This is a genomic window from Paenibacillus sp. FSL P4-0338 (assembly GCF_038002365.1).
Lineage (GTDB): Bacteria > Bacillota > Bacilli > Paenibacillales > Paenibacillaceae > Paenibacillus_AQ.
This window is the reverse complement of the sequence record NZ_JBBOCG010000002.1, coordinates 245,262-271,107: the sequence shown is the minus strand read 5'-3', so window position 1 is coordinate 271,107 and position 25,846 is coordinate 245,262. Positions and strand designations below refer to the sequence as shown.

General features: G+C 51.3%; 23 protein-coding genes. 5 read left to right on the top strand and 18 right to left on the bottom strand.

What is annotated here, in order from left to right; translation table 11 throughout:
- Nucleotides 1-30 precede the first annotated feature (30 nt).
- From MKZ07_RS25270 to MKZ07_RS25230, 9 genes are all read right to left on the bottom strand, one after another.
- A complete protein-coding gene (locus MKZ07_RS25270; protein ID WP_036695573.1) occupies nt 31-1,074 on the bottom strand; it encodes an ABC transporter ATP-binding protein in 1,044 nt (347 codons plus the stop codon).
- Between the two features lie 41 nt (nt 1,075-1,115).
- On the bottom strand, nt 1,116-1,916 hold the full coding sequence (locus MKZ07_RS25265; RefSeq protein WP_036695572.1) for an ABC transporter permease: 801 nt from the start codon (nt 1,914-1,916) through the stop codon (nt 1,116-1,118).
- Nucleotides 1,913-2,842 carry an ABC transporter permease gene (locus MKZ07_RS25260; protein WP_036695571.1) on the bottom strand — a complete coding sequence of 310 codons (930 nt, stop codon included), beginning with the start codon at nt 2,840-2,842 and terminating at the stop codon, nt 1,913-1,915. The genes MKZ07_RS25265 and MKZ07_RS25260 overlap by 4 nt, the downstream gene beginning before the upstream one ends.
- Before the next feature lie 98 nt (nt 2,843-2,940).
- Entirely contained in the window at nt 2,941-4,047 is a 1,107-nt protein-coding gene (locus tag MKZ07_RS25255) for an ABC transporter substrate-binding protein (protein ID WP_036695570.1), read from the bottom strand.
- 228 nt (nt 4,048-4,275) lie between these two features.
- Complete coding sequence (locus MKZ07_RS25250; RefSeq protein WP_036695569.1) at nt 4,276-5,052, bottom strand: ABC transporter permease; 777 nt, start codon at nt 5,050-5,052, stop codon at nt 4,276-4,278.
- A gap of 18 nt (nt 5,053-5,070) precedes the next feature.
- On the bottom strand, nt 5,071-5,859 hold the full coding sequence (locus tag MKZ07_RS25245; RefSeq protein ID WP_341028388.1) for an ABC transporter ATP-binding protein: 789 nt from the start codon (nt 5,857-5,859) through the stop codon (nt 5,071-5,073).
- Between the two features lie 22 nt (nt 5,860-5,881).
- Complete coding sequence (locus tag MKZ07_RS25240; RefSeq protein ID WP_036695567.1) at nt 5,882-6,910, bottom strand: ABC transporter substrate-binding protein; 1,029 nt, start codon at nt 6,908-6,910, stop codon at nt 5,882-5,884.
- A 47-nt stretch (nt 6,911-6,957) separates the two neighbouring features.
- On the bottom strand, nt 6,958-8,412 hold the full coding sequence (locus tag MKZ07_RS25235; protein ID WP_341028384.1) for an aryl-sulfate sulfotransferase: 1,455 nt from the start codon (nt 8,410-8,412) through the stop codon (nt 6,958-6,960).
- Between the two features lie 42 nt (nt 8,413-8,454).
- Nucleotides 8,455-8,997: a MarR family winged helix-turn-helix transcriptional regulator gene (locus MKZ07_RS25230; protein WP_341028381.1), complete on the bottom strand. Its 543-nt coding sequence runs from the start codon at nt 8,995-8,997 to the stop codon at nt 8,455-8,457.
- A 331-nt stretch (nt 8,998-9,328) separates the two neighbouring features.
- On the opposite strand from MKZ07_RS25230, the gene MKZ07_RS25225 reads away from it, so the two are divergent.
- Nucleotides 9,329-9,922, top strand: coding sequence for an RNA polymerase sigma factor (locus MKZ07_RS25225; RefSeq protein WP_076155575.1), 594 nt, complete (start codon nt 9,329-9,331; stop codon nt 9,920-9,922).
- A complete protein-coding gene (locus MKZ07_RS25220; protein ID WP_076155577.1) occupies nt 9,888-11,036 on the top strand; it encodes a DUF4179 domain-containing protein in 1,149 nt (382 codons plus the stop codon). The genes MKZ07_RS25225 and MKZ07_RS25220 overlap by 35 nt, the downstream gene beginning before the upstream one ends.
- 85 nt (nt 11,037-11,121) lie before the next feature.
- On the opposite strand, the gene MKZ07_RS25215 is transcribed toward MKZ07_RS25220, so the two are convergent.
- The 3 genes from MKZ07_RS25215 to MKZ07_RS25205 all read right to left on the bottom strand — a co-directional run bounded on the left by MKZ07_RS25215 (nt 11,122) and on the right by MKZ07_RS25205 (nt 14,508).
- Nucleotides 11,122-12,243, bottom strand: coding sequence for a TolB family protein (locus MKZ07_RS25215; RefSeq protein ID WP_341028377.1), 1,122 nt, complete (start codon nt 12,241-12,243; stop codon nt 11,122-11,124).
- A 103-nt stretch (nt 12,244-12,346) separates the two neighbouring features.
- A complete protein-coding gene (locus MKZ07_RS25210) occupies nt 12,347-13,819 on the bottom strand; it encodes a sensor histidine kinase (RefSeq protein WP_341028375.1) in 1,473 nt (490 codons plus the stop codon).
- Nucleotides 13,816-14,508, bottom strand: a complete 693-nt coding sequence (locus tag MKZ07_RS25205; RefSeq protein WP_036695561.1) for a response regulator transcription factor — start codon at nt 14,506-14,508, stop codon at nt 13,816-13,818. The genes MKZ07_RS25210 and MKZ07_RS25205 overlap by 4 nt, the downstream gene beginning before the upstream one ends.
- A 238-nt stretch (nt 14,509-14,746) precedes the next feature.
- Here MKZ07_RS25205 and MKZ07_RS25200 point away from each other — a divergent pair, with 238 nt between their 5' ends.
- Entirely contained in the window at nt 14,747-15,157 is a 411-nt protein-coding gene (locus MKZ07_RS25200) for a hypothetical protein (protein ID WP_235218451.1), read from the top strand.
- 200 nt (nt 15,158-15,357) lie between these two features.
- A complete protein-coding gene (locus MKZ07_RS25195; RefSeq protein ID WP_235218450.1) occupies nt 15,358-15,807 on the top strand; it encodes an SMI1/KNR4 family protein in 450 nt (149 codons plus the stop codon).
- A gap of 4 nt (nt 15,808-15,811) precedes the next feature.
- On the opposite strand, the gene MKZ07_RS25190 is transcribed toward MKZ07_RS25195, so the two are convergent.
- Both MKZ07_RS25190 and MKZ07_RS25185 read right to left on the bottom strand, forming a co-directional pair.
- Entirely contained in the window at nt 15,812-19,399 is a 3,588-nt protein-coding gene (locus tag MKZ07_RS25190; RefSeq protein ID WP_341028372.1) for an ATP-binding cassette domain-containing protein, read from the bottom strand.
- Between the two features lie 85 nt (nt 19,400-19,484).
- Nucleotides 19,485-19,613, bottom strand: a complete 129-nt coding sequence (locus tag MKZ07_RS25185; protein ID WP_256706412.1) for a hypothetical protein — start codon at nt 19,611-19,613, stop codon at nt 19,485-19,487.
- On the opposite strand from MKZ07_RS25185, the gene MKZ07_RS25180 reads away from it, so the two are divergent.
- Entirely contained in the window at nt 19,573-20,121 is a 549-nt protein-coding gene (locus MKZ07_RS25180; protein WP_341029763.1) for a flavin reductase family protein, read from the top strand. The two genes, MKZ07_RS25185 and MKZ07_RS25180, sit on opposite strands and share 41 nt — an antisense overlap.
- Here MKZ07_RS25180 and MKZ07_RS25175 read toward each other — a convergent pair.
- The 4 genes from MKZ07_RS25175 to MKZ07_RS25160 form a co-directional block, all read right to left on the bottom strand.
- On the bottom strand, nt 20,118-20,642 hold the full coding sequence (locus MKZ07_RS25175) for a helix-turn-helix transcriptional regulator (RefSeq protein ID WP_341028370.1): 525 nt from the start codon (nt 20,640-20,642) through the stop codon (nt 20,118-20,120). The two genes, MKZ07_RS25180 and MKZ07_RS25175, sit on opposite strands and share 4 nt — an antisense overlap.
- Nucleotides 20,643-20,838: 196 nt before the next feature.
- A complete protein-coding gene (locus tag MKZ07_RS25170; RefSeq protein WP_341028367.1) occupies nt 20,839-23,712 on the bottom strand; it encodes an S-layer homology domain-containing protein in 2,874 nt (957 codons plus the stop codon).
- A 245-nt stretch (nt 23,713-23,957) separates the two neighbouring features.
- The gene (locus tag MKZ07_RS25165; RefSeq protein ID WP_341028366.1) at nt 23,958-25,073 is read right to left on the bottom strand and encodes a DUF4037 domain-containing protein; all 1,116 of its coding nucleotides are present in this window, start codon (nt 25,071-25,073) and stop codon (nt 23,958-23,960) included.
- A gap of 207 nt (nt 25,074-25,280) precedes the next feature.
- Complete coding sequence (locus MKZ07_RS25160) at nt 25,281-25,838, bottom strand: hypothetical protein (RefSeq protein ID WP_341028365.1); 558 nt, start codon at nt 25,836-25,838, stop codon at nt 25,281-25,283.
- Nucleotides 25,839-25,846 lie beyond the last annotated feature (8 nt).

Sequence of the window (25,846 nt, the reverse complement as noted above, 5' to 3'; positions counted from 1 at the left end):
ACTAACGGCGGAACCTGCTTGAACAGACAACTACGCCCCTTCCTGCTCCAGATGCAGCAGCTTAGCAGCGTCCATGAGAAGGGTCACGCGATCCCCTTCCCGGACCTGCAGCCAGCGCCCGTCATTCAGCAGGTCTACTGTTAAGGGGATACCTTCCGCCGTCACGCTGACCCGGATAATGCTGCCCAGAATGGATACCGCCTGGACCTGACCGTGCACATCCACCATACCATCGGCGTCATCCTGGATCGGCTCCCCTGCCGCCAGCAGGGTTACGGTCTCCGGCCGGATGGCAAACCGGTCGGCCCGGCTCTCGATGCTGCGGAAGAGCGATAGCGCCTCGGCCCGGCTCAGCACATTGTAGCTGCCCATGAACCGGGCGGCAAATTCAGTACGCGGCGCTGTGTAGAGCTGCTCCGGCGAGCCTTGCTGAACGATCTGCCCCTTATTCATGATGCAGATCCGGTCCGAGAGGATCAGTGCTTCCTCCTGATCATGGGTGACGAACAGCGTCGTCATGCCAAGCCGCCGCTGGATGTCGCGGATCTCCGCGCGCAGATTCTTGCGGATTCGTGCGTCCAGTGCGCTGAGCGGCTCATCCAGCAGCAGCAGCTTCGGCTGGACGGCCAGCGAGCGGGCCAGCGCCACGCGCTGCTGCTGCCCGCCGGACAAGGACTGCGGGTAGACATCCCGCTTGTCCTCCAGATCCACCATCGCCAGCAGCTCTGCGCTGCGCGTCCGCCTTGCTGCAGGAGCGATGCCGCGCATGCGCATGCCGTATTCCACATTTTGACGGACCGTCAAATTGGGGAACAGCGCATACGACTGGAACACCATGCCGATGTCCCGGCTGCGCGGCGGCAGCTTCGTCAGCTCCCGGGACTCCAGCAGCATACTGCCGCTATCCGGTTCTGTAAGCCCAGCGATGCAGCGCAGGAGTGTGCTTTTGCCGCAGCCCGACGGTCCCAGCAGCGTAACCAGCTCCCCTTCGGCGATACTCAGATCCACCCCATCCAGTACCCTGGCATCGCCGAACCTTTTATGGATACCCAGCAGCTTCAGATAATCATTCATTCCTGTCCCTCCCTATTAATGCCGGGTCTGCCCCGGCTTCCTTACTTCGATAACCGGCCCATCCGCTGCCCCAGCTTCATCAGCACGGCCGACAGCAGCAGAATGAAGAAGAAATATGAGATGGCAATGGCGCTGGCCAAATGCCCGCTTTCTCCGACTCTTTTATACAAATAGACCTGAATCGTCTGGATATGGCCCCCGACCAGCATATTCGTCAGCACAAACTCCCCGAACAGCACCGAGAACGACAGCAGCGCCGAGACGATAATCCCAGGCCATATATTCGGCAGAATGACCGTGAGGAAGGCCGTACGCCTTCTGGCTCCCAGCAGTTCAGCGGCATTCAGCAGCTCCACCGCCGATACACTAAGCAGACTGTTACGGATGCCCTGATACATATAAGGCAGCACGACTACAAAGTACGCCCCAATCAATAAATAAGCCGTCCCCGAAAGGTTAAAAGGTCCCGAGGAATATGCGCGGATCAGCCCTACGGCAGCTACCACCCCAGGCACGGCATAGGGCAGAACGACGATTCCCTTCATGAAGCTCTCCCAGCGCGGATAATAGACCGTAATGACAAAAACAGCCGGCAGCATCACAGCGAGACTCAGCGCCACACTGATGCCGCACAAATACAGGGAGGTCCAGAGCGCTTCCAGGAAGCGGCTGTCCCGGAACATACCGCTGAACCATTCCAGCGTCCAGCCTTTAGGAAGCAGCGTATTCTGCCAGTCCCGGGCAAAAGCATACAGCCCTGTAGCCGCCAGCGGCAGCAGCAGGTAGACCATCAGCAGCAGCATGAAAACGCGCGGGCCGATCCCCGCTCTGCGTGTATTCATTGTCCTGCCTCCTCCCGGGCGATCCGCCAACGGCGCTTCCATGCCTGGCCGCTGCTGCTATGTTCCCGTCTGGACTGCAACGCACCGCTATAGACGTCCATCCGGCGCACCATCCGCTGATTCAGGAACACCGCCAGCAAAGTGCTTAACGCCAGCAGGACAGCAAGGGTGCTGCCCATCTCCGGCTGGGTGACCACATTGCCCGCTACCAGGGAGCCAATGCGCACAGACAACAGATTATAGTTGCCCCCGACCAGCGCATAGGCTGTTGCGTAGGCACCCATCGCATTGGCGAAGAGAATGCCGAGCGTCCCGAAGATCGCCGGGGAGAGCACGGGCAGCCCAACCGTCGTCCAGAACTGCCAAGGTCTTGCCCCCAGCAGGTCCGCCGCTTCCCTCCACTGCTCCCGGATGCCATAGAAAGCCGGATACAACAGCAGTAATGCCAGCGGAATTTGGAAATAGACATAGACCAGAATCAGACCGGACCAGCTGTACAGGTTGAAGTCGCCGAATACATTCCAGCCCCATTGCTTGAACAGCAGCGTGAACACGCCGTTATTGCCGAGCAGAATAATATAGGCAAAAGCTAGCGGAACTCCGGCAAAGTTCGAGGTCATATTCGAGAGCAGCAGCAGCCGGTCGCGCGCAGCCGGGGCAAAGCGCGTGACGCAATACGCGCAGGCCAGGCCCACCCCCAGCCCGATCAGGCTGGAGAAGACAGCGATCAGCAGGCTGTTCTTGATTGCCTGCATGTAATAAGCACTGCTGAGCGCATGGATATAGTTGCCCAGCGTGAAGCCTTCGCCGCCAGAGCTGCGAAGACTGCCCAAGAGCATCGACAGGACCGGCACGGCCTGGAAGGCCAGCACCAGCAGCACAAACGGAGCCAGAGCCAGCAGACTACTCCATTGTCGTTGTTTCATTCCGTACACTCCTCTCTTCTTAAGATACGGAAGTAGCAAGCGGGCGCCCCGGATACTGCAAGGCGCCCTTCATCTGTTGCATACAGTTCAGTCTGAGGTTAGTTCAGGTGGACCAATACGCGTTCCTGCCAGAGCTGCGGAATCGTCTTGGCGGTTGCCTCCCACACCTTGTAATCGCCTACCGGCTTCACGTTCGCGTATTGCTCCTGGGGAAGCAGCTTCGCAGACACCTCCTCCGGCAGCTTCACACTCTCGCGGATCGGACGGGCGTAACCTTTGGCCAGGTTGATCTGGCCTGCATCGCTGAGAATATACTCACGCGTCAGCTTGGCGGCATTTGGATGCGGAGCCCACTTATTGATAATGGTCGCATAACCGCTCACTACGCTGCCTTCCTTCGGAATCGCCACATCGAAGCTGCTCTTATCAATCTGATCCTTATAGTTCAGCGCATTGAAGTCCCAGAGCAGGGTTACCTCCACCTCGCCCTTCTCAATGTTCGCAAGCGATGCTTCGGCATTCGAGAGACGGCCCTTCTTGGCCAATTCCTCGAAGAAGGCGAGTCCCGGCTCAATATTGGATTCATCCCCGCCAAAAGCAATCGCAGCCGCCAGCACGGCCATCTGCGCCTGTGCAGCCTTCGTTACATCGCCTACAATGATTTTGTAGCTGCCGTTCTTCAGGTCTTCCCAGCTCTTAGGCGGACTAGCCACCAGCTTGGTATTGGTCAGGAAGGCGATGCTGCCTTGATAACCGACCACCCAGTGGCCGTCCTTATCCTTGGCCCAGGCGGGAATCTCATCCCAGTAAGAAGTTTTGTAAGGCTGGGTTACGCCTGCATCTGCTGCAACCGGACCGAAGGCGATACCCACATCGCCAATGTCGGCGGTCGGCTTGTCTTTCTCGGCATCGAACTTGGCAATTTCCTCCGCGCTCGACATATCTGTATCGGTATGTGTAAGTTTGTATGTTCCCGTAATGTCCGTCCAGGTATCCTTCCAGTTCGCCCAGGTATCCGGCATCCCCACGCTGACCACCGCGCCTTCCTTGGCTGCTTCGGCCTCAATGTCGCTCAGACTCAGCTCTGCGGTGCTTGCGGTGCTGTCATCAGCTTTCGCCTCCGAGTTGGCACAAGCAGCCAGCAGCAGGACGAGCAAGCACAACAGCAGACTCATAGACCCTAACCGTGCAAATCTCTTTTTCATGATTTCCCTATCACTCCTATTTCTGATTTGCGGGCTAATCTCTGAATGGAAGCTTGTTCGGTGCCCACCTGAAGTATAGAGGTCCATTATTTGCCCGGCATTAAGCTCAGTAGTAACCTTTGTAAACCCGCAGCATTTGTGGCAGACCGGAGAGCCTTAACCACGCTGCCTTCCAGGTAACACAAAGAGCCCCCGGAATAACCGGAGGCCATGCGCTACTCTCTCATTTTATCTTCTGTGCGCACCCACGCTGACCACACCGTAGCGGTAGAGCACCTTCCGGCCGAACCAGCCGAAGGCCCGGTCTGTGAAGAAGCCCATGAAGCCGAGGCTAATCAGCCCTACGAAGATCCAGTCGGTACGGAAGAACAGCCGCGAATTCCAGATTAGGTACCCCACCCCTTCGTTCGAGGCAATCATCTCCGCGCCGATAATCGCCATATAGGAGGTGCCCATCGCCAGCCGCACACCGGTGAAAATATACGGAATCGTCGAAGGCACAATGACATGCAGCAGAATCTGCCACTCACTGGCCCCCATGCTGCGTGCGGAACGGATCTTGTCCTCCTCTACCGACATGACCCCGGTCAGGGTATTCAACACCACAATGAAGAAGGTGGCGTACATAATCAGCGCGATCTTCGACTGCTCCCCGATGCCGAACCAGACCAGGAAGAGTGTAATGAAGGCAATCGGCGGAATGAAGCGGATGAAGTTCAGGAACGGCTCAGCGAACAGGCGGACTACATTCACCTTGCCGGTGATCAGTCCTGCCGGAATAGCCAGCAGACTGCCTAGCACCCAGCCGATCAGCACGCGGTACAAGCTGACCCCGATATATTGCACCAGCGTCCCGTCCTCCACCAGCTCACGCCCGCCCCGGACCGTTGCCCACGGCCCGGGAATGATATCCGGACCATACACCCAGGCGCCAAGCTGCCAGAGGAGCAGTACGGCAAGCCACAGCAGGGATACGGATACCCATTTCTTTTCCAACCATCTCATCAGGTATCACCTCCCGTCCTATTCTTCAAAATGGCTCTGAATCCGGCTATACAGCGAATAGAATTCAGGTGAAGCCACATCCCGGGGGAAGGGCAGCGTATTGTCGTAGATGTCTGTGATATTGGAGGAGGGCCCTACCGACATAATGCCGATGCGCTCCCCCAGCAGCAGTGCTTCCTGAATATCATGGGTCACGAAGATCGCCGTCTTATGCGTCTCCCGCCAGATCTGCACCAGCTCCTTCTGCATCGTCCGCCGGGTCATGGCATCCAGCGCGCCGAACGGCTCATCCATCAGCAGGATCGCCGGATCATTCGCCAGCACCCGGGCCAGCTGTACCCGCTGCTTCATTCCTCCCGACAGCGCCTTCGGGAATTTGTCCTCATGGCCGTTCAGCCCGACAAGCCCGATGTAGCGGTCAGACAGACGCCTGCGTTCGGCCTTCGCCGTCTTCTTCATCCGCAGTCCGAACTCTACATTCTCCCGCACCGTCAGCCAGGGGAACAGGGACGAATCGGCCTGCTGGAACACCACCGCCCGGTCCCGGCCCGGCTTATCCACCTCGATGTTGTCTACCCGCAAATGTCCGCCAGACTTGGAGACGAACCCGGCAATCATATTCAGCAGCGTGGATTTGCCGCAGCCGCTTGGGCCGAGCAGTACGAAGAATTCTCCGCCCTTGATCACCAGATCTACATCCTTAATAATGTAGTGAACATCTCCGGCTGCCGGTTCACTGTAGCTCTTACGCAGCTGCTCGATATGAATAGCATGCTGCCTTGCCGCTGGTTTAGCAGATAAAGACATGGGGCACCTCCTGTAGTTTCATTTATTCCGGGTAGGTCACTTTATCCGGCAACGCCTGCTTCAGCGGCTCCAGCTTAAGCTTGCTGCCAAGGTCAAAATCCTGCGTGATAATCCCTGTATCCACCATATACTTCTTCTGTCCGGCGAGGCTGTCGTATGCAGCCTGGGTGAAGCCCACCTTCCACGGATTCGCCGGCAGATCCTTCAGCGTTGCTTCCTTCGGCTGCTTCACTTCCTTGTACATCAGCTCCGCTACTTCCTCGGGATGCTCCTGTACGTACGCCGAGGCTTCATCCACCGCTGCCAGGAAGGCTCCAATGCCTTCACCATGCTCCTCTGCAAAAGCATCCGCAGCTACGATTCCCATCCCCAGCCGCACCGGAGTCTTCGACATATCGGTCAGCTCATGCACGCCCTTAAGTGCAGCCAGCTTATCGGTCAGCGCTGAACCGCTGAACCAGGCGGCATCGACATCCCCCTGCTTCAGGGCGATGAAGGCTTCGTCGAAAGCACCCTGTCCTGTAAGCTTCACACCGCTGAGTGCGATGCCCTGCTCCTTCAGATATTCGTCCCACAGATACGGCAGGAACGTCCCGCGCAGGAAGCTCAGATTCTTACCCTTCAAGTCCGCGGCAGACTGAATATCGTCTCTGACGTACAGCTTCCATACTGCCGCTGCCTGATCCGTGGCCTGACCAGCGGAAGCAATGATTGAATAGTCGCCCTTGGCAACGGCATTCAGCACCGGGAAGTCCGCACCGAAGGCCACATCCACCTGCTTGATGAACAGCGCATTCACTCCCTCGGCCGGTGTCCCGAAGTTGATCATCTCCGCATCGATGCCGTGGCTTGCGAAGATGCCTTGCTTAAGGGCTACCCGGAAGGTCGGATTCGTGTTGATATCGGCAATCCTGATCTTCAGGGTCTTCGGTGTACCGCCGCCCTCTCCCGCAGAGGCTGCCGCATCTCCCTTGGAGCTGCAGCCGGAGAGCACCAGTACCAGAGATAAGGATAAGAGCAGAAGGCTTGAGCTGTACCATGATTTTGTCACAAGAACGCACCTCTTCGTCTATGAATTTCTAAAGCCTGCCTGAGTCTCTACCTGGCCCGCCGGACGCTGCCTTCATCCGTAGTGGCTACACAGGCTGCCCCCTCTGTAAAAGGCATCGTCGTCGCTACCTGCACGACCGAATCCGATCCCTTCGGAGCGGCCCCCGGTACCCTGAAGCTGGACACATCGAGCGGCTCAATCGCATTCTCCTGCGGCTTCGTAAGCTGCGGCACCCAGGCATAGGGTACCCGGTAAGAACGGTAGACCATATTCGTATTGCGGCGGTCTGTGTACGGGGAGATATACTCCCAGACCAGCTCATGCGCTGCCGTGACCTCGAACAGCCGTCCATTGGAGCCTTCGGTAATCAGCGTGTTGCCGTTCGCAAGCCGCTGCGCCGAGCTGATATACGGGCTGTAGAACTTATAGGAATCCGTCGGAATGGAGAATCCGGCCTCCGCCGAAGTATACTGCCACTCAATCTCCAGCGTCACCGGGTTAATCTCCAGTACGCGTGAGTGATCACGCAGCGCGTTCTTCTGCCCGAACGGCGATGCCGGATTCGGCAGGCCGTAGCCGCCCCAGCCGCCGTTATCGAATACAAGCAGATTGCCTTCCCCCGGCAGTCCCTTCGGAATGATGTGGGCGTGATGCTGGCCGATAATCCAGCCGATATGCTTCACTTCGGGCAGGGAATAGTCCGGGCCCAGACGCCAGACGATAGCCCCGCTGCGCTTGTCGGTGATGGCGATAATATTCGCCTCGCGGGCATCCCAGATAATGTTATCCGGGTGGAAGCGCTCGTCTCCTTGATCATAGAACCGGTTCGGCCCCACATAAGACGCAGAATTAATATGCAGCCAGTCGCCTACGCCGCCGCCCAGATCCCCGAAGGAGCGGGTATTGGGGTCGCGGAACAGGACATTGCGCGCCGCCTGGTCGAAGCCCAGCTCCGCGAAATGATCGCTGGCTGCCCACTCCCAGAGGATATTGCCTTCCCAGTCCACTTCAATAATCGTGTCATCCAGCAGCTCTTTGTCGGAAATCTCAGGGTTATGCAGATTTTTATGCGCCAGGATTAGCGTTGTCCCGCTGTTAACCGAAGGTTCAAGCCCGGGAGCATAGTATCCCGCAGGATTGCCTTCCCGCTGGTAATCATGGTGCTGGCGGGCATACCACAGCGGCTCAGCCCCCGGGTCCGCGATCTGCTCATAGCTGTTGTATCTCCAGACCACATTGCCGTCCCAGTCCACCTGCACCAGATCGACATTATCCTGAATGCCGAATTTGGGATCTCTTCTGCCGGTGCTGCCCAGGACATAGCCGCCAGGAAGGATTTTGGCCGGGAAACCGATCAGTCCTTGCCATAGATGTACCTCCTTGCCGCTCATGTCGATTAGCACTACGCCCTCATCGCCTGCCTGAAATACCGTGTAGCCGCTCCATGCCTTGGCCGGGTTATATACAGTTGTCCCTGTTGGATATACTGTGGAATGTCCCATGCTCATCTCTCCTCATCACTGGGTTGGTATGCTCTTCATTTCTCAATAGCTGAGATAATTACTCTTCGTGCCTCCGCGCCGCTTCTGTTCAGGCTCTGCGGGAACGGGTATGGCTGCATTCTGCCGGGCCAGCTCCAGCAGCGTCTCCGAGAACCCTTCCAGATTCCCGATCATCCGCTGATAGAACCGGCTCTGCTGCTCCAGCTCTTCCTCCGTAAAGCCCTCGAACAGAAGCATAATACACCTGGCACCGATGTTTCCGTTCCGCTCCGCCATCTCCCGGCCGCGGGCGGTAATATCCAGCAGCACAGTCCGGCGGTCATCCTCCTTACGCCTGCGTACCGTATATCCGCCCGCCTCCAGCTTGTCACTCAGCGCCGTTATGGCGCCTGAGGTGAAATCAAGCTGCTCCGCCAGATCGCCCAGACGCTGCTCCCCGTCACGGATGATTTTGTGCAGAATCAGCATTCCCGGCAAGGCTACTCCCTCCACGTATACGCGGTCACGCTCCTTAACGAACCTGCGTACCAGCTTACGGAACAGATGATCCGCCTGCTCCAGCTGCTCCCACTGTCTATCCTCCATGCCCTCTCTCCTCTGCTATTCATCCACGGGACGCAAATAGGCCCCCGGTCCATTCCCTGTTCGGGAACTGTAGCGGGAGCCTTTGGTGGTCCAATCAGCTCAAATCTCAGGTATGATGTTGACAACGATTCTTTCACTGTTCATTTAATTAGCGGTGAATGATTGCTGTTATCATATACCCCCTTAAACTCACCTGTCAAGTATGAATTATAAAAACAAGTGTGGACCGGCTAACCGGCTAATAACCGCAATTGCCTTATGTATAAAATTGTGTCACAATCCGCGGCATTCCGATTGTTATATAGGTATCCAACCAAAGGAGGTGAGGTAAGTGCAATTAACCGTCCCCGGGGAAGCGGACGAACGAAGCTTAATGATCGAGCGGGCTGTAGAGGCTGTCAAGGCTGGAGACAAGCAGTCGTACGAAATCATTATTAAGCGGTTTCAACGCCAGATTTATACCTATTGCTTCTATATTCTCAAAGACCATACCGAAACAGAAGATGCCGTTCAGGAAATCTTCATCCGCGCCTATGCGAACCTCCACCGCTATGGCAGCAGCACTTCCTTCTCAGCCTGGCTGTACAAAATGGCTTACCACCATTTAATCAATTTGAAGAAAAAACAAAGCCGCTGGCTTAGATTAGTAGAGCATTACAAGGAGCAGCAGCGGCAGGAGCAGGTCCCGCCAAGTGAATCGGTAACCTCCGAGCTAATAGCCTGTCTGACCACAGAGGAGCGCCACATCCTGCTGCTGAAGGCCGTAGAGCAGTACACCTTCGAGGAGATCAGCGAAATTATGGGAATCAAGGCGACAACCATCCGCAAAAAATACGAACGGCTGCGCAAAAAACTGCTGGAGCGTGCCGCCCAAAAAGGAGCGAGGAAGCATGGATCAATATCGGGAGCGAACAAGACATCGTGAGATGGATGCTATTGAACAACATATTCGGGAATCCGTTAAGCCAAGAGCGGAGTTAAGCACGATCATTATGAATAAGATTGGAGAGGAAGAAATGAGCAGCATAACAAGATCAAGAGGATCGAAGGCCAGACCGGGGATTTTCAAAAAAACAGCTATCGCCGCCACCATCGCCGGGGTTCTAGGTGCAGGCATTCTGGGCGCAGGCTTCGTGTCACCGGCAATGGCAGATACGCTTAAGAAAATTCCGGGGATCGGCATTCTCTATCAGGGAACCACTCCGCACTCGCTTGAGCTTGCAAAAAGTCAGGGGATGTTGTCACAGCCGGGTCTCAGCGTAACCCATAACGGAGTTACACTCAAGCTGACCGATCTGCTCTATGACGGCACACGGCTCAGCTTCCAGCTTGAGCATGAGGGCGGATTAGATTTCTCGGGCGAATCTATAGGGCAGTTGATTGAGCCACCGGCCGTCTTGGCTGACGGGCAGCAGATTAAGTTCACTTCAGGAGCCTTCGGCGATATTCCTTATCAGGATAATGCTTATCTTGCCGAGCTGTCGGGCGATTTGAATCTGCCGAATGAATTCACCCTGACGGTGGAGGCTAAGGTCAAGCAAATGAATGAGACCTTTACATTCACTGCACCTGTAAAAATCATGGATACCGCCCTCACGGTTACCCCGAACATCACCAAAACAGAGGGTGCCTTCAGCTATACTGTCGAGCAATTAAAGGTCACTCCGGTATCCACCCGTCTGGTTCTGAACAGTCAGGGTGAGGTGCCGCAATCCGCAGAGCAGTCCGGCGAATTTCATGCCAGCATGATGTACTATGAGCTTGTAGACGACCAGGGCAATTCTATTGACCCGAATAGATACGGATTTTACGACAGCAAACCGGAGACAGAATACTATCTGAATGAGCTGTATCCTCCTTTTGCTAACACACCTAAGACCATAACCATCAAGCCGTATACGCTGACCGTTAAGAGCGATGACTTCACCATTGCGGGGCAGAAAAAAGACAGTAACGGTAACATTCTGCCGGGACGCGGGAATCTGGGCAAACGGACTTATCTGAAGAATCTGGAGACCACGATCACCCTCCAGCCTTAGTGTATTAGTTCTCCCGCTTCATGCTGTTCATCATCTAAAAAGCAAGGCTGTCCGGGCAGCCTTTTGCTTTTGGCGTATAAAAGCGTTACGACAGGCTGACCACATAGGTCAGAAACTGATAGATATTATCCTTCAACACTGTGGCTGTGGCCAGCAGCTTCTTACCGGACGGACTCCAGTGGAGAGGATCAGACAGATGAAAATCATTCAGCACAGGCGTCTGCTCTCCGGTCTCCACCTCGGTAATGAACAGGTCCTGCTGGTCATCCGTTGAACCAGACGCCGTGACTGCATAAGCCAGCAGCTTGCCGTCCGGCGACCAGCTGGTGCCGAAGATCTGCTGCCCCGAAGCTAGCTTAGACTGCTCATTGCCCTCGCTGTCACAGAGCTTCAACGTCATCTCTCCGCGTCCGGTACGCTCAACAATCGCCAGCATACTTCCGTCAGGGGAGGGAACGGCCCAGATCACATTCTTTAGCAGCACCTTAGTCTGCTTCGTCACTATGTCATAGGCGCTTAGCTGGCTATCTTCACCTGTAACATAGAGAATCCGGCTGCCGGTCTGAACCACCTCATGCACATAAGGGATGCCCGTCTTCAGGATCGTCTCCTGCTTGCCGGTTAGATCTGCACTTCGAATATTGCCTTCCATATCAGGAAAAATCACATGCGTATCATCCGCCCATTTCCCTTCCTCGATCTGAAACTCCGTCTCGCTAACCTTCACCGGAGCGCCGCCAGCCAGGTCCATAATGTATCCGATCCCAGTCATCTCGGACAGCTCCTTGAAGAAGATATGCGTCTTGTCCGGGGAGATTTGCGGCGCGCCATAATTCAGCTCTCCAACCTGCAGCGGAGCTTCCTCACCTGTGGACAGGGTATACAGATAGAGATTCAGCGGATACCGTTCCTGTCCTTCAATCACCTGCGAGGGGAGACTGCGGTTCTCCTTGGTCACTACCATTACATCCTCACCGGCAAAATCCGTCCCCCGCACCCCCTCCACCTTCTGTATGCCCTCAAGCTTCAGCTTCGTATAGACCGGTTCGCTGATATTGTCGAGGACTGTAATTTTGCGGCCCGCCTTCTCTACAACCTCACGTGTATCTGTGTTCTCAGTACTACAGGCAGTAACCGACAGCAGAACAGCTCCGCAGAGCAGAATGCTCCAGATTTTGCCCCAGGCTCTATGGCTCATATGATTCATTCAGGCTTCCCTCCAGCTCATCGCTCATGTTGCCTCTTCAGCATACCGGACGCTTATTTCCAAACCGCATCTCAACTATATCCAACTTGTAAACATTATCCCTTCAGGTCACCAGCGGAAAAGACAGCTCAAACGCCGCCCCTTCGCCTGAGCCTTCCAGCAAGATAATGGTTCCGCCCTGCTTCTCCACCAGATTACGGACCAGCGAGAGGCCAAGCCCTGTGCCGCCCGAGGCTCTGGAACGGTCACGATTGACCGTATAGAACGCTTCGAAGATCTTCTCCCGCGACGCCTCCGGAATGCCGATGCCGGAATCCCGTACAGTAATCCACACCCGCTGATCCCTTACCTCGCTGTGCAGATGGATACTCCCCTGCGGAACATTATATTTGATTGCATTGTCCAGCAGATTGATGAAGATATGCATGAAGCTCTCCCGGTCAATCCAGATATGCGCGGGCTGGGCGTCAAGCGTGACTGTGAGGCCGTAGCGCTCCGCCTTGCCTTTCATCCGTCCGCAGATATCGCTCAGCGTACTCTCAACCTCCAGCAGCTCTGCCTGGGATTCAAAATCATACTTCGCAAGCGCCGTCAATTGCAGCACCTTCTCCACCATCTCGTACAGCCGCTCTGTTTCCTTGGCAATACTCAGCTTGGCATCATGCAGCAGCTTGGGGTCATCGTCATACATATTCAGCAGGTCGACATACGCCTTAATCGAGGTCAGCGGCGTCTTGAATTCATGGCTGATGTTCCCGATGTACTGCTTCTGCTGCTGCTCCAGCGCCTGAAGCTTCTCCACAGCCAGCTGCAGCTTGTGCCGTTCTTCATCCTTGGCGGCAATGCTGCGCTCAATCTCCCGGCTCATGAAATAAATGCCCTCGCCCAGCTCCCCCAGCTCATCCTTGCGCCTTACCGGCGGAGCCGTGATATAGTTGGCCCCGCGGATATCCTCCGCCGCCTTCTTCAGCCGCCCGATGGAGGCAGCCGCACGGTTGAAATACAGATACCCGAGGATGAAGCTGAACACCAGCACCGCGCCGCCTGTTGTCAAGAACAAATTCAGCAGTGTCTGCTGGAAGCTGCGGGCGCCCTCCAGAGAATACTGCAGCTGCACCACGCCCATCTGCCCCTCCGGTCCCTGCAGCGGGGCCAGGTAGAACAGCTTGTCGCCTTCACTCTGGTAGGCGACCTTGTTATTCAGCGCGTAGTCCAGCGCTGTGCTGAGATCCGGCTTGCCCGGACCCGTCCCAGGCTCGCCTTGCGCTGAGGTGCCCGCCTGCTGTCCCTGGCTGTCGTACAGGGTCACCTCCAGGCCGGTGAATCCGGCCAGCTCGGCAGCCAGCGCCTTGCCGCGCTGCTGCATGAAGACCTGCGGCGTAAGGCGCGCGCCTGTATAATACGTCTGCTTCACGCGCAGATTGACCGTGTTGACATGCTGGGCCAGACTGCGCTCCGTCTGGCCCTGCTCATTGCGCTCCACGCCGCGCAGGACGAAGTAGCTCAGCACGCCGACGGCCAGAATCAGCAGCGCCGCCAGGAACAGGCTGAACTTCAGCTTAATGCTGATTCTCATGAGTAGCTCCCAGCAGGCACTGCCTTATAGCCTACGCCGTAGACGGTTTGCAGGATATTCTGGTAGGGCTCGCCCAGCTTTTTGCGCACCCGCTGAATATGAATATCTACGGTGCGCGTTCCCCCGGCATAGTCCATATCCCAGATCTGCTCCAGCAGCTCCTCGCGCATATACACCCGCTGCGGGTGCGAGAGCAGCAGATGCAAGAGATCGAATTCCTTCGGGGTCAGCTCCAGCAGCTCCCCGCCAAGCTCGGCGCTGCGCCGGTCCGGGTAAACCTGCAAGAGACCGTATTCGATCAGCTCACTTCGGACCTCAGCCGTATTCTTCTCCAGCCGGCGCAGCAGCGCCTTCACCCGGGCCAGCAGCTCGCGGATCTCAAAGGGCTTGGTCATATAATCGTCTGCACCAAGCTCCAGACCGACAATTTTATCGACAATATCATTCTTGACAGTCAGCAGGATAATTCCAATATCATCCCGGTCCTCCAGCTTGCGGCAGACATCATAACCGCTCAGCTTCGGCATCATTACATCCAGCACCAGCACATTTGGACGGAAGGTATTCGCCTTGCTTAACGCTTCCTCCCCGTCACCGGCAGTATCGACTTCATAGCCTTCACGCCGCAGCGCGTAGGCAATCGCACTCACAATGGCCGGTTCGTCATCAACGACCAGTATTTTTTTCATAGACGGCCCATCCTTCCGCTCTCGCTTGTTCAGTTCGGGTAATGTCCTTCAAGAATAACGCAGATGAAGAAGCCGGAGCAAGGAACCGGCAGAGACAAGCAAAGTTTAGGTTATCTTTAAGAAGACTTAAGCTTCATTTCAGTATTATTGGGTAAACTGTACTTAGCTGAAGTTCACTAGCCGCCGTAAATGATGAACCTTGACCGATATAACCAACCACGAAAAGAGGATTATACACATGAATATAAAACATATGAATATTAAGCGTGTAATGATTGTAGGAACAATGATCGTAGCCATGTCGTTCGGAGGAACGGCCTGGGGCAAGCCGGCTTTACATACCCTTCCTGTCGCCAAATGGTCCACCTCTGATGTGGCCGATACCGATGAGCTGCTGGATGCCCTGAACCTGAACCCTACCTCTGACGAAGAGCTATACGACGCCTTGTATGACGGAAAATCCCTGCGCAACATCGCCGAAGAGAATGGCGGCAACGTGACCCGGGTTATCAACTTGCAGGTCAAGCAGCTGACCCAGCAGCTCGAAGCCAGACTCGCCAGCGGCAGCATCACCCTGCAGCAGTTCAATGCACAGAAGGCCGAGCTCAGGGAGATAGTCGCGCAGAGTGTCGAAACTTCGTTTGGGTGAGTGAATGGGCGCAGCGACAATTAAATGTGGCTGAACGTATTTAAATAAGCTGTCCTACGAGCAGGCATACTGCGCGTGGGACAGCTTTTTTATATGCGGCTCATACGCCTTCACAGCTAAATACTCAGATCATTCAAAGCGCACTATTGACCTAAGCCCCGCTCTTGTTATGATTAATAGATACTCTTAGAAGCGGGGGAATGGCAATGCATAATGCGCTAATGGAACGTTTGCAGCTTTTTTTAACCAAAGAGGGGAATCAGAGTCTGCTCGGTACACCAGCAACAGAGGAACAAATCGCTGGGGCAGAGAAGCAGCTGGGTCTGTCGCTGGATCAGGATTATGTTCAATTCATCCGAAGCTTTGGCGGCGCCTATGCCGGGCTTCCCGTACACGCTTTCAGCAACGGCTCCTCCATCGGGCGGGAGAGTGTGACCGAGTTAACGTTGTCCTTCCGCGAGGATTACAAGGATACCCCTATGAGCGGGCTGCTTGCACGAAGTGCAGTCTTCTCTATGGACGGCTCAGGTAACCCGATCCTGCTTGACCCCGAAGGCCGCGTGCTGCTCATCGACCATGATAACGGGGATTACGAGGTGATCGCAGAATCGTTTGCTGCGCTGATTGAAGAGAATTTTATGGAGTGGTAGAGAATCATCCCATTCGTTTAAGCTTCATATCTTCAATATCCAAAATGTTATGATAAAAGTTGGACTGAGTATCTTTGTGTGAAATACCAATTACCATCGTATTAGGCAACTCCAGACTCAGTAGTCTGTATAGATCTGACTCATGCGTTCCATAAATATCGGTAGTCGCCTCATCAATTAATAACAATTCCGGCTTGAGGAGAAGACATCTCCCCATATTAAGGAGTTGCTTCTCGCCCTGGCTGAAGCTATCCAAATACTCATTGGTCTCTTGTTCAAGGGAGCTTACTCTGCCCTTAAGTTTCAACTTCTCAAGCATTGACCATATCTCCTGATCCGTACATTGCTGCTCGGGGTCCAAATTCTCTCTTAGAGTTCCGTGGTAGAGTACGGGACGCTGTGGTAAAGTCACGATTTTCTTCGCCAACAAATGATCTGGAATGGATTTAACATTCGTATCTCCAAGCAGAATCTCACCTTCATAGTCCATAAATTGGGTCAGGCAGTAAAATAACGTAGACTTGCCACTTCCCGTTCTTCCTTTGACAAGCAGGTTTTGATTTGGTTCAAGTTTGAGGGTCAGTCCAGAGATGATCGGCCTTGAATCATTATACTGAGCGCTCAAATTCCTGATTGTCAGGCCCCCTGCTGTATTTATAAAGGGCGGTAAGCTCTCATGTATGGTTTTTGGGGATTCTTCATTTTCAAGATCCAAGATTCTTTCAAGTGAATTCGTCCCAATCTCCATATGACGAAGGTCTCTAAGTAGGACCTCAAAATTAGAAAATGCTGTTAACGTATACGTTAAAGTAACGTAAATAACAACAGGATTTCCTGAAAACCCCTTTAAGCTCATAAGAATCAAGAAAGCAGAAAATGTAAAATACCCTGCAACTTCTATCCAGAACAGATAAAATCTATTAACAGACTGCCTTGTATACTCAGCATTTAGTGTATAGGATATTTTTTCTTTCCATATATTCAATAAATACACTTGAAGATTTTTCTTTCTCACATAATCAGAATCTGCTGCTGCAGACTTCAGAATAGCAAGGCATGGTTCGTGAGCTTCGTTAGCTAACTTAGAGGTAATTTTACCTGTAATACGAACTTCTTTCTGAATCTTATTGAAAAAAATCAGGAATACACCCAGGACCAGAACCATATATAAATCTGAATATGCTATTAATAGGGATGCAGTAATAATTTTAAAAAATGATTCCAGCAAATTACTGGTATAACCACTCATATCCATATCAATAACTTTCATATCATTGGAAAAACGGGCAGATAAAGAACCATTCTGCTGTTTGCTGAACTGCAAAAAGCTCATTTTGGATACCCTCTGTAATAACTGCTGATGAAAAGATTCGCCTGCTTTTACATTACCTAGATAAATTATACTTATGCGAACAATATTGGTGAGGACCAGCAAGAGGGCTACGCCAAAATAAATAGAGGAAAACAAAATTGGGTTTGCTGCATTCCCGCCGAATCGTGGCACTATATATATGGATGCAACATCGATAATCTGCGCTAAGATAAATAAAAATATGAAAAGAAATAATATCGGCCTGTTCCCAATCTCCAAAAAATAATTTTTGAGGATCTTTAAGCCGGATTGCTTAGTCCCTGTATTTTCGTCAGAATCCGGCGCATCCAGATTTAATTCACGTCCTTCAGACCGTTCATTTTGCGTGATTTCATTCTTGATTTGAATTGCAATTTCATCAGGGAGGAATTCCCGTAGTGTACTGTGATTGAGTTCACTATTTTGAAAGGAATGCTGAATACGCCCCTCTCTCATTACAATAACTTGGTCCGCTTGTTCGAATAATTCCTGGTCTATGGTTGCTGCTACCATAATTCTCGTTGTATCTTTCCAAAAATCTAAAATAAGATTTCTGAGCACTCTCTTCCGTACCTTTGCATCCAAAGAGTTTAAGATCTGGTCAAGCAGTACTACTTGGGCCCCCTGATATGCAGCCCGGGCTAATAGAATTCTTTTTATCTGTCCGCCTGACAGATTGACCATATCCGTATTAATAATAGTAGAGTCTCCACTCGCCCATTGTTCCAGATCCTCGCCTAACTCGCATGCATGAATAATCTGATCATAACGCGCTTCTTCATAAGGTCTGTCCAGGATAATATTATCCCTAATACTTACCGGAAATAATGGAGAATTATCCAAGACCTCCTCACATTGCTGAGCCAGGCGGCTCTCACCCTGAACGCATTCCAAATACCCTGCTATTGAACGTAGCAGAGTTGTTTTCCCAGATCCTGTTTCGCCCACTAAGACAACTAACTGTCCTGGAGCAATGGTTAGGTCTATATCTGTAAGCAGTATCTGACTTGGGTCCGTAAAATTACTAAAGGATGCTTTCTGTAGTGCGATTGTCTCTGCTTGTGGGGGAGTTGAATGGCTTCCCTCCCATGCAAATTCATCCAGACTAACATATTCCTGTACTAGTGAGATTGCCTTCATTCCTTGTCTAACCGTATTTATACTAACTAGGAAGTCGTTAATACAACGATCAAGGAGGCCAAAAACGATAAAGGAAGCCATGGTTTTTTCAACACTTAGCGGATAGCCCATGAGGGAGGAGAAACCGATACATATCATAGCTGTTAAAGGTACCATAGAGTAGTTAATGAGGGTTAATAGAATCTGAACCTTACTTTTTTTATGTAAAACTTCCGATTGTCGTGATCTTTCATTTTTAATCTTTTGAATGAAGTAGTTGGTAAAATTCATTTGTTTAGCTTCTTTAAACTTGTGAAGAAAGTCGTTAATTTCAAAGAGCCTCTTACTATTCACTTTGCTTAACTCTGTATCTACCTGATTCAGTGTACGAAGTAGCCGTGAGAACATTGGTGCTGCGAATAATAACAAGCATCCCATAAGACCCCCCACTCCTAAATACATTACCAGGAGTGCAACTCCAAATATAACACCAAGGGCGCTGCTTACACCGTCTATAAACCAGACAATTCCTCTTAACCAGCTAATCTGGTTTCCATACAAATCGATCAATTGTCCTGCTCGCTGAGAAGATTCTCTTTTCCGCAAAATATTTTTGAAAAGTATATTTCGATAATTAAATTCAATCGATGTAATTAGCTTCCAACGAAAATGTAAAAATTGAGAATTACAGATTACCTTAATCATCTGTATGGCGATAAACAGGAATATACCTCCTAGTGCTTTACCGTGCGGCTGCGAGCTTCCGTTAATAATTGAGCGAAGAATATCAGGAAACAAATACGGGATGGAGAATTGTAATGCCAGTGTCAGAAAAGCAAGCAGCGCATAAGCAAGAAAGGAGAACTTCAACTGACGCACAATATGCATAATCAGTGGCATCACATTTTTTTGTCTGCGAACGGACTCAGACTCTTCTTGAAAATGATCTATCCCATAGGCGGAGGGAATGACCAAACATGATTCTTGAACAGCACTTATTGGCAGATCCTTACGAATAGCTTTATTAATGAAGGGACGTGTCCACGTAAAAAAAACTCTTTGAATAGGATTTGATTTCTCTTCAATCGAGCGGCTCTGATTCGAATTAATCAAACGGTTCATCCCTTCAACAACTCATTTATGAAATAAAATCCCAAATGTCATAAAATATATTAATTCATGTTTTGTGGATATAATATAAAAAATGTCATGCCCGTTCTGGAGGATTGAACTCCTTCCAATTCGTCATGTAGGCCGTATCATTCCCGCCATAGAAATTCACCGGAACTCCTGTCATCTTACTGAACACCTTGAATGAAGATGATAGCGTAAACATCAGTCCTATTTCATCCTCCTGGGCTTTAGGAGACTGTATTGTACTAGGGATTGGTCTTGGGGGAAAAGCTATCGAGAACCTGGAACGGCTTTCCGAATGCGTTATTAACATCCCCGGCCCTTCACTATGGGAGAATGTGGAGCAGCTTGCTCCCTATACGGGTAAGAATCCTGTCCCTGATTACAAGCAACAACATGGCTACTCCTATCAAAAGGATAAATATGCTGCCAGCGGACTCACACCTGTTACGTCCATAACTGTTAAGCCTTCACGAATTATGGAATGCCCGTTACAAATTGAAGCAAGCGTCCAACCTATCCGGATACCGGATCATTCGCCTGGCTTTGCAATCGTTGAGGCACAGGCTGTTCATGTACATGCGCACCAGGATATTATTATGGATGACAAACATATCGATCCGCTGAAATGGAGTCCGCTCATCTATAATTTCCGTCATTATTTTGGTCTGGGTCATCAGCTTGGCAAAACCTACCGGGCAGAAACCTAATCCTTATGGTTGATGTCCCACGCTCCCATAGAGCAGAACTCGACCTTAAGGCCGGATATGCCTGTTATGTCTTCAAGAACCGGTACAATCAAACCCGAATAGCGTTGATATAACCATTCTGAAGCAAAACGGCTCGGACTGTAGACGCAGTAAGTCTCCCCCACCTGCTTCCCCTTCGTGCCCTTGAACCAGGTGTTGAAGCTGGGCGGCGAGATGCGGCCTTGGATATGATTCAAAGCTTGCGTCCAGACCTCATCAGACAGCTCCATGGGAGGGCTTACAATTTTCTCAGAAGCTGAATCGCCGCTAACTCTCTCCCCTAACAAAAGCTCTTCCACCGACTTCCCGAAGACCTGTCCAAGCTTCAGCAACACCCCGATATCAGGCAGGCAATCACCCTGCTCCCACTTGGAAACCGCCTGATGGCTTACGCCAACTAAGCTGGACAGCTCTGTCTGGGTCAGGGATAATCCCTTCCTTAAGTTCAATATATTCTGCCCGGCTTTGTTATTATCTATCAACGTGAGGACACCTCCACTCTACTATTACTCAACACAGCCAATAGTAGCATAGAAGAGCTGAGATCGAAATCGAGCGTAAGTTGAGTATTTTAATTATCTTCTGCAACTCTAGGTTGCACAAGGCTATGTAGTGGTTTTGAATGCTAATTCCATTAAAAAACGGCTGGTCAGGTTCCCCTGATCCAGCCGTTTACGGTTACTTCAACAGTACATTATCGATCAATACTGCCGTGTCAAAGACACTGTCACCTTGATCCCATACATGGAACCGGAGGACAATCGAGCCCTTGCCGGCAAATTGGCTCACATCAAACTGGACATGCTTCCAATTCGTCATGTAGGCCGTATCATCCCCGCCGTAGAAATTAACGTCTACTTTATTCGCGTCAATCCAATAGGCTGTGGATTCATTAATCGATTCCTTACCGACAATCACAGATTCCTGTCCGTAGACACTGGACGTCACCGTAGGTCCGCCATTCAAGTGTGAGGTCACGAGGGAAGCTGGATTGATGTATACACTGGAAGTTACTGTTGCTCTGAATGTATCGTTATATTTGGTTCCAACAAATTCCTTCGGCTCCTCAGAAATGAAATTGTAATCGAACGACAAGGTTGTGGCTCCCGCCGGGACCATGAAGCTCTGCTCGATATAACTATCCGAATTGTAGTCATATCCTCCCTTGTCATTGTTTTCAAACCCAAGGCCAGTACTGATAATCGCCATGTAGTTACCCTCTGTAGGCTTAAGCGGCCCCAGCTTTGAGATGACCCGGACATCTCCGTTTCCATTCCAGCCGGTCCACTTTCCGTTCTCAAAGGTTCCGTTGATGACCCCTTCGGTTTTCGTACCAATGCTGCTTCCCTTCATGACGAATGCTGCCAACCCGTCATTGGCTCCGTGAGCAGCCACTGCTGCCTCAAAAGCTTGTCCGGTTGTCATATTCTCATTGTTCAAGGCGTTGAATACAAATGGGGCAATGACCTGATCATAAGCAAGCTTTACATAATCGGTGTAACCATAATAAGCGCTGGCCCCATTGTTGAGGAACGCATCCGACATGGAATCGTTGTATGCGCTGCGGCAGCTGCCGTTATATACAATAGTACCAGGAAGCATATCATTGTACCGTGTAATGAAAGAAGGCGTAATCGCATAATAGCCCGATATGATAGCCAGTCTGCCCTTTTTCAGATCCAGTTCATAGGTCTTGTTGTTCTCAGCCGTTGCCTTCTCTCCGGTCAGGAACATGACCTGCGGCCCCGCATATTTGAAATCAACACCATATTTATCATGGAATTTCTGGAGCACAATCTCATCATAGTACGTATCCCCATGGGAATCTAAGACCACAACACCATACTGATTAAGTCCTTTGAAGAAGTTAACACCCGCTGCGCTATCCTTTACTCTCTCCACAAGGAAGGGGTAATTCGACTGCTCAAAGCTTTGATATACAGCGTCATACACCGTAGAAGATGGAAGTGTACCGGAGAACGGAGAAACCACAGCAACCTGCTGGCTTCCTATGGTGGCTACGGTTTGTTCCACATCTTGCGTGAGCGCCGTCAATGCGTTATTGGAAGCAGCCTCTTCGACTGTGTTGCTTAATCCTTTTGTATTCTCAGGGGCCGAGGATATTCCGCCTAGAATCCCGTTATCCAGCAAATACCAGATGCTTCCTCCCTCACCTGATATTCCTGCATGCTCTACTTCGTCCTGGGTTTGAAGCCAAGCCACTGTTTCTTCCTTGGCCTTTTGCAAGTTACCGCTAGAAGCAGCCAATTGATCAAGCTTACTCTGTGTATTATTTTCAATAATTTCTGTTTGTGCAAGCTGTTCATCTGTAAGATGTTTCAGTACAGACAGTTTAAGGACTGCACTGCTAGGCACATCTCCAGCAAAGGTCTGCAGATTTATGTAGCCTTCCGTACTTTCAGTTAATACTGCTTTGCCGCTATAGAGTCCGTCTGCTGCAAGGCTGTCTCCATGAATTTCTAAACCATCATCGTGCAGCAGGGTAATCTGTGACATCACTTTGCCGCTGTCATCTACCTGATAGACACTTGCAGTTACTGTCTCTGCCGCATTAAGCGTTGTACGGAAAATAACTTCAGTGGACTCTTCTGCATAAATAGCATCTGTACTCTCCCCCTTCACTACAATCTGGAGAGCATTGGCCGGTACTGGAGTCGGCTCCACTGGTGCCGGTGTTGCTGGTGCTGGAGTCGGCTCCGCTGGTGCCGGTGTTGCTGGTACAGGTGTTGCCGATGCTGGCGTTCCTGGACCCGGGGCTGCCGGAGCACTCACAGACGTATCACGGATAGCTTGTGTCGCTGTGGGAGCCGGAGTAACCACTGGAGTCTTACCCTTATCAGTCTCTTCAGCAAGAAGCTGCTTGGACTTCTCAACATATACTGCTTTATTCGTCTTGAACTCATATGCGAGACGGGCCAGAGCCTGGCGCTCTGCACGCTCTTTAGGTTTGAATTTCAGCGTACCGTCAATGCCCTGAACCCCGTTGATGAACCCATTGTTGAAGGCCAGGGATACTTGAGCTTTTGCCCATTCAGACACCTCTGACATATCGGACAGCTTGCTGCCAAGCGGAAGCTTCTTCGCTGTTTCATCTAATTCAAAGGCCCGGATGAAAAATACAACCAGCTCTTCCCGGGTTACACTCGAATTAGGACTGAACGTGCTCGCCGATGTCCCCTTTGTGATGCCTGCCTTCACCAACGCACCTACATAACCACGATACCAGCTGGTGGCGGCAACGTCTTTGAATGGTGCGGTCTCGTCACCACTTACTTCCAGTCCTAACGAAAGGACTATTATTTTCGCCAGCTCGGCGCGCGACATAGCCTTATTCGGTTTGAAGGTGTTATCTTCATACCCCGAGATTATTCCTGCTTCAGTTAAGGATTGAATCTCCTTCTGAGCATAAGAGCCTGCGATATCCTTCAATTGCGCGGACTCCCCGAACACCAGATGTGGCGTAAGGCTGCTGATTAGCAGGGCAAGTACAATCACCAGACTGAGTTTACGGCGTGCTGCTTGGAATAACAAAATTACTTCCCCCTCTTTCTTTTTAGAAAAATTCATAAAAACCATCGTCCTACAGAGTCCCATGGATGGAATATCGCTCCATAATTCGACAACTTCTTGATTCTACAATAGGACTATGTAAATTTACTATGTATATTGATACAAGGAAATTGTATAAATTGGAAGAATGGAGGGGAAAGATTAAAAAAGACCATCAAGCATAAGCTTGATAGCCTAAAGGCTGCTCGCACGAAGCGCAGTCTTCACTATACAATCATATCCCCCACCCCAGTTCTCTCTATATCAGACCTGACGCTGTATATTGACTTGAATTTGGAATAGTGATCCGCCCAGATTAACAGATGTTCACTTGTAATGAATTGATCCAGCGTACCCGGGATTTCCAGCTGCTGAAGTTCTTCGGGTAACGTAGCGAATAGAGCATCCTCCATATTGGTATAAGAATAGGATTGCAAGCCTCTTGCGTAGAAAATGGAGGGTTGAAGCTCAATATGATCCGTCAGCTTCATCTCGTTATGTTGATTCACTAATTCCGTTAATATCTCTTCCATTTGTTCAACGGCCCTTGTAACAGAGGGTTCCAGCAAAATAGCTTCAAGCTGCTTGGTCTGCCTGCTAACCTCAGGGCTGATCTGCACCAGCTCCCTGGATATCCATTTGTAGGTTCCGGGCCGGAGCCTTTTGTTATAGAGAAAAATCAGTTGAACTGCCTGCTCCACCATGCGGTTGATGAGCAACCTGGCCGACAACGGTTCGCCCCGGAGGTCTGCAAGTCCTGCCACATACAGCTGCCGGAATGAACTCCAGGCATACTTCAATTTGTACCGCCATATCTCATCGGGCAGATAAGCCAGTCCCCTTCGCACTTCTGTCATCTCCCCAACAGGATCTGTAAAGATCCTTCCCCTTGTCCATTCCAGCAATTTCTGCTCAGGAATGACTAACCATTCGTATAAGGATGGATATGGGGTTAGCAGTCCCAACTGGATTCGCATGTGCCGGGAGACGCTGGTAATTGCAATATGATGAAGGTTGCTCTGCCCATTGTAGGGTATAAGCACCTCATGAGATTCATCTACCGAAAACCGGGAAGGATACCCTTTGAACAAGGCTGGCACCTCTTCATCGAATGCTTGGTCAAGGCTTACAGCATATTTATCGTAATCCGGGTCCAGCAGCCAAATGTAGCACCTCGCCCCCCATTCATGATCTCTGGAAAGAACGTCATCATAACCCAGAACATCCGAACCATATCCTATCAATCCGGCAGCATGCTTCTCCACTAGTTGCGGGAAATGTCTGGCTATCAGCGGCCTCACAATCTCCCAATAGAACTCCTCGCTCAAGTCTAAACCCTTCATTTGCAGACTCCATTTCATATAACAGTGCGCACTCACATTTTGTTTTACCGGTAACCTTATGTTAACACTTCGCCCACAAATTACTAGACTATTCATTTGAATTCTGTTATCATTTAGATTGAAGTCTTGATAATAATACTATTCCATTAAAAAACGGCTGGTCAGGTTCCCCTGATCCAGCCGTTTTCTGGTTATTTCGATTCCACATTATCGGGCCCGGCTCCGCTCACTCAGATACCGGCTAACCGCCCCATCGCTCCAGACATGCGCTTCGACGTACCGCTCGGGACCGTATTTTCCGTCATTGTTCCAATTCTGCGGTAACCCGTACTTGTCAATGATGCTCACAATCTCGGAATAGGTATACAGGGTGTGCCTGTACTCTTTGCCATCGTTAATCAGCGGGCTGAAGGTCGGCATGGAGTCTCCATAGGTAAAAGAAATCGTGTTCACATCAAATTCCTCAATCGGAATCTTGAGTGATGCGCCATTCTCGAACCACGTGCTTAGCCACGGACTATGTTCAACTACCATATAATGCGGGGAGGACCGCTGGACCAGACCGCCCTTACGTATAAATTCCGCCCGGATGATGCTCTCGCAGTTCCGCCGATATTCCACATATTTATCGTGTCTTTGGGCGCTCTGGGCCTTGGGCTTGGTCTCTTTAATCGTCTCCAGCACAGCCCTCGCCTGATCGCCCGGTAAATCGGATAGGCTGACAAACGGACCCACAGCAGCATCATAATAATGATATAAGAACATCGTTCCGC

Bases quoted from the DNA above. Each gene is read 5' to 3' on its own strand.
- MKZ07_RS25270 (WP_036695573.1), bottom strand. From the start codon at position 1,074: ATGAATGATTATCTGAAGCTGCTGGGTATCCATAAAAGGTTCGGCGAT.
- MKZ07_RS25265 (WP_036695572.1), bottom strand. From the start codon at position 1,916: ATGAATACACGCAGAGCGGGGATCGGCCCGCGCGTTTTCATGCTGCTG.
- MKZ07_RS25260 (WP_036695571.1), bottom strand. From the start codon at position 2,842: ATGAAACAACGACAATGGAGTAGTCTGCTGGCTCTGGCTCCGTTTGTG.
- MKZ07_RS25255 (WP_036695570.1), bottom strand. From the start codon at position 4,047: ATGAAAAAGAGATTTGCACGGTTAGGGTCTATGAGTCTGCTGTTGTGC.
- MKZ07_RS25250 (WP_036695569.1), bottom strand. From the start codon at position 5,052: ATGAGATGGTTGGAAAAGAAATGGGTATCCGTATCCCTGCTGTGGCTT.
- MKZ07_RS25245 (WP_341028388.1), bottom strand. From the start codon at position 5,859: ATGTCTTTATCTGCTAAACCAGCGGCAAGGCAGCATGCTATTCATATC.
- MKZ07_RS25235 (WP_341028384.1), bottom strand. From the start codon at position 8,412: ATGGGACATTCCACAGTATATCCAACAGGGACAACTGTATATAACCCG.
- MKZ07_RS25230 (WP_341028381.1), bottom strand. From the start codon at position 8,997: ATGGAGGATAGACAGTGGGAGCAGCTGGAGCAGGCGGATCATCTGTTC.
- MKZ07_RS25220 (WP_076155577.1), top strand. From the start codon at position 9,888: ATGGATCAATATCGGGAGCGAACAAGACATCGTGAGATGGATGCTATT.
- MKZ07_RS25215 (WP_341028377.1), bottom strand. From the start codon at position 12,243: ATGAATCATATGAGCCATAGAGCCTGGGGCAAAATCTGGAGCATTCTG.
- MKZ07_RS25210 (WP_341028375.1), bottom strand. From the start codon at position 13,819: ATGAGAATCAGCATTAAGCTGAAGTTCAGCCTGTTCCTGGCGGCGCTG.
- MKZ07_RS25205 (WP_036695561.1), bottom strand. From the start codon at position 14,508: ATGAAAAAAATACTGGTCGTTGATGACGAACCGGCCATTGTGAGTGCG.
- MKZ07_RS25200 (WP_235218451.1), top strand. From the start codon at position 14,747: ATGAATATAAAACATATGAATATTAAGCGTGTAATGATTGTAGGAACA.
- MKZ07_RS25195 (WP_235218450.1), top strand. From the start codon at position 15,358: ATGGCAATGCATAATGCGCTAATGGAACGTTTGCAGCTTTTTTTAACC.
- MKZ07_RS25190 (WP_341028372.1), bottom strand. From the start codon at position 19,399: ATGAACCGTTTGATTAATTCGAATCAGAGCCGCTCGATTGAAGAGAAA.
- MKZ07_RS25185 (WP_256706412.1), bottom strand. From the start codon at position 19,613: ATGTTTACGCTATCATCTTCATTCAAGGTGTTCAGTAAGATGACAGGA.
- MKZ07_RS25165 (WP_341028366.1), bottom strand. From the start codon at position 25,073: ATGAAGGGTTTAGACTTGAGCGAGGAGTTCTATTGGGAGATTGTGAGG.
- MKZ07_RS25160 (WP_341028365.1), bottom strand. From the start codon at position 25,838: ATGTTCTTATATCATTATTATGATGCTGCTGTGGGTCCGTTTGTCAGC.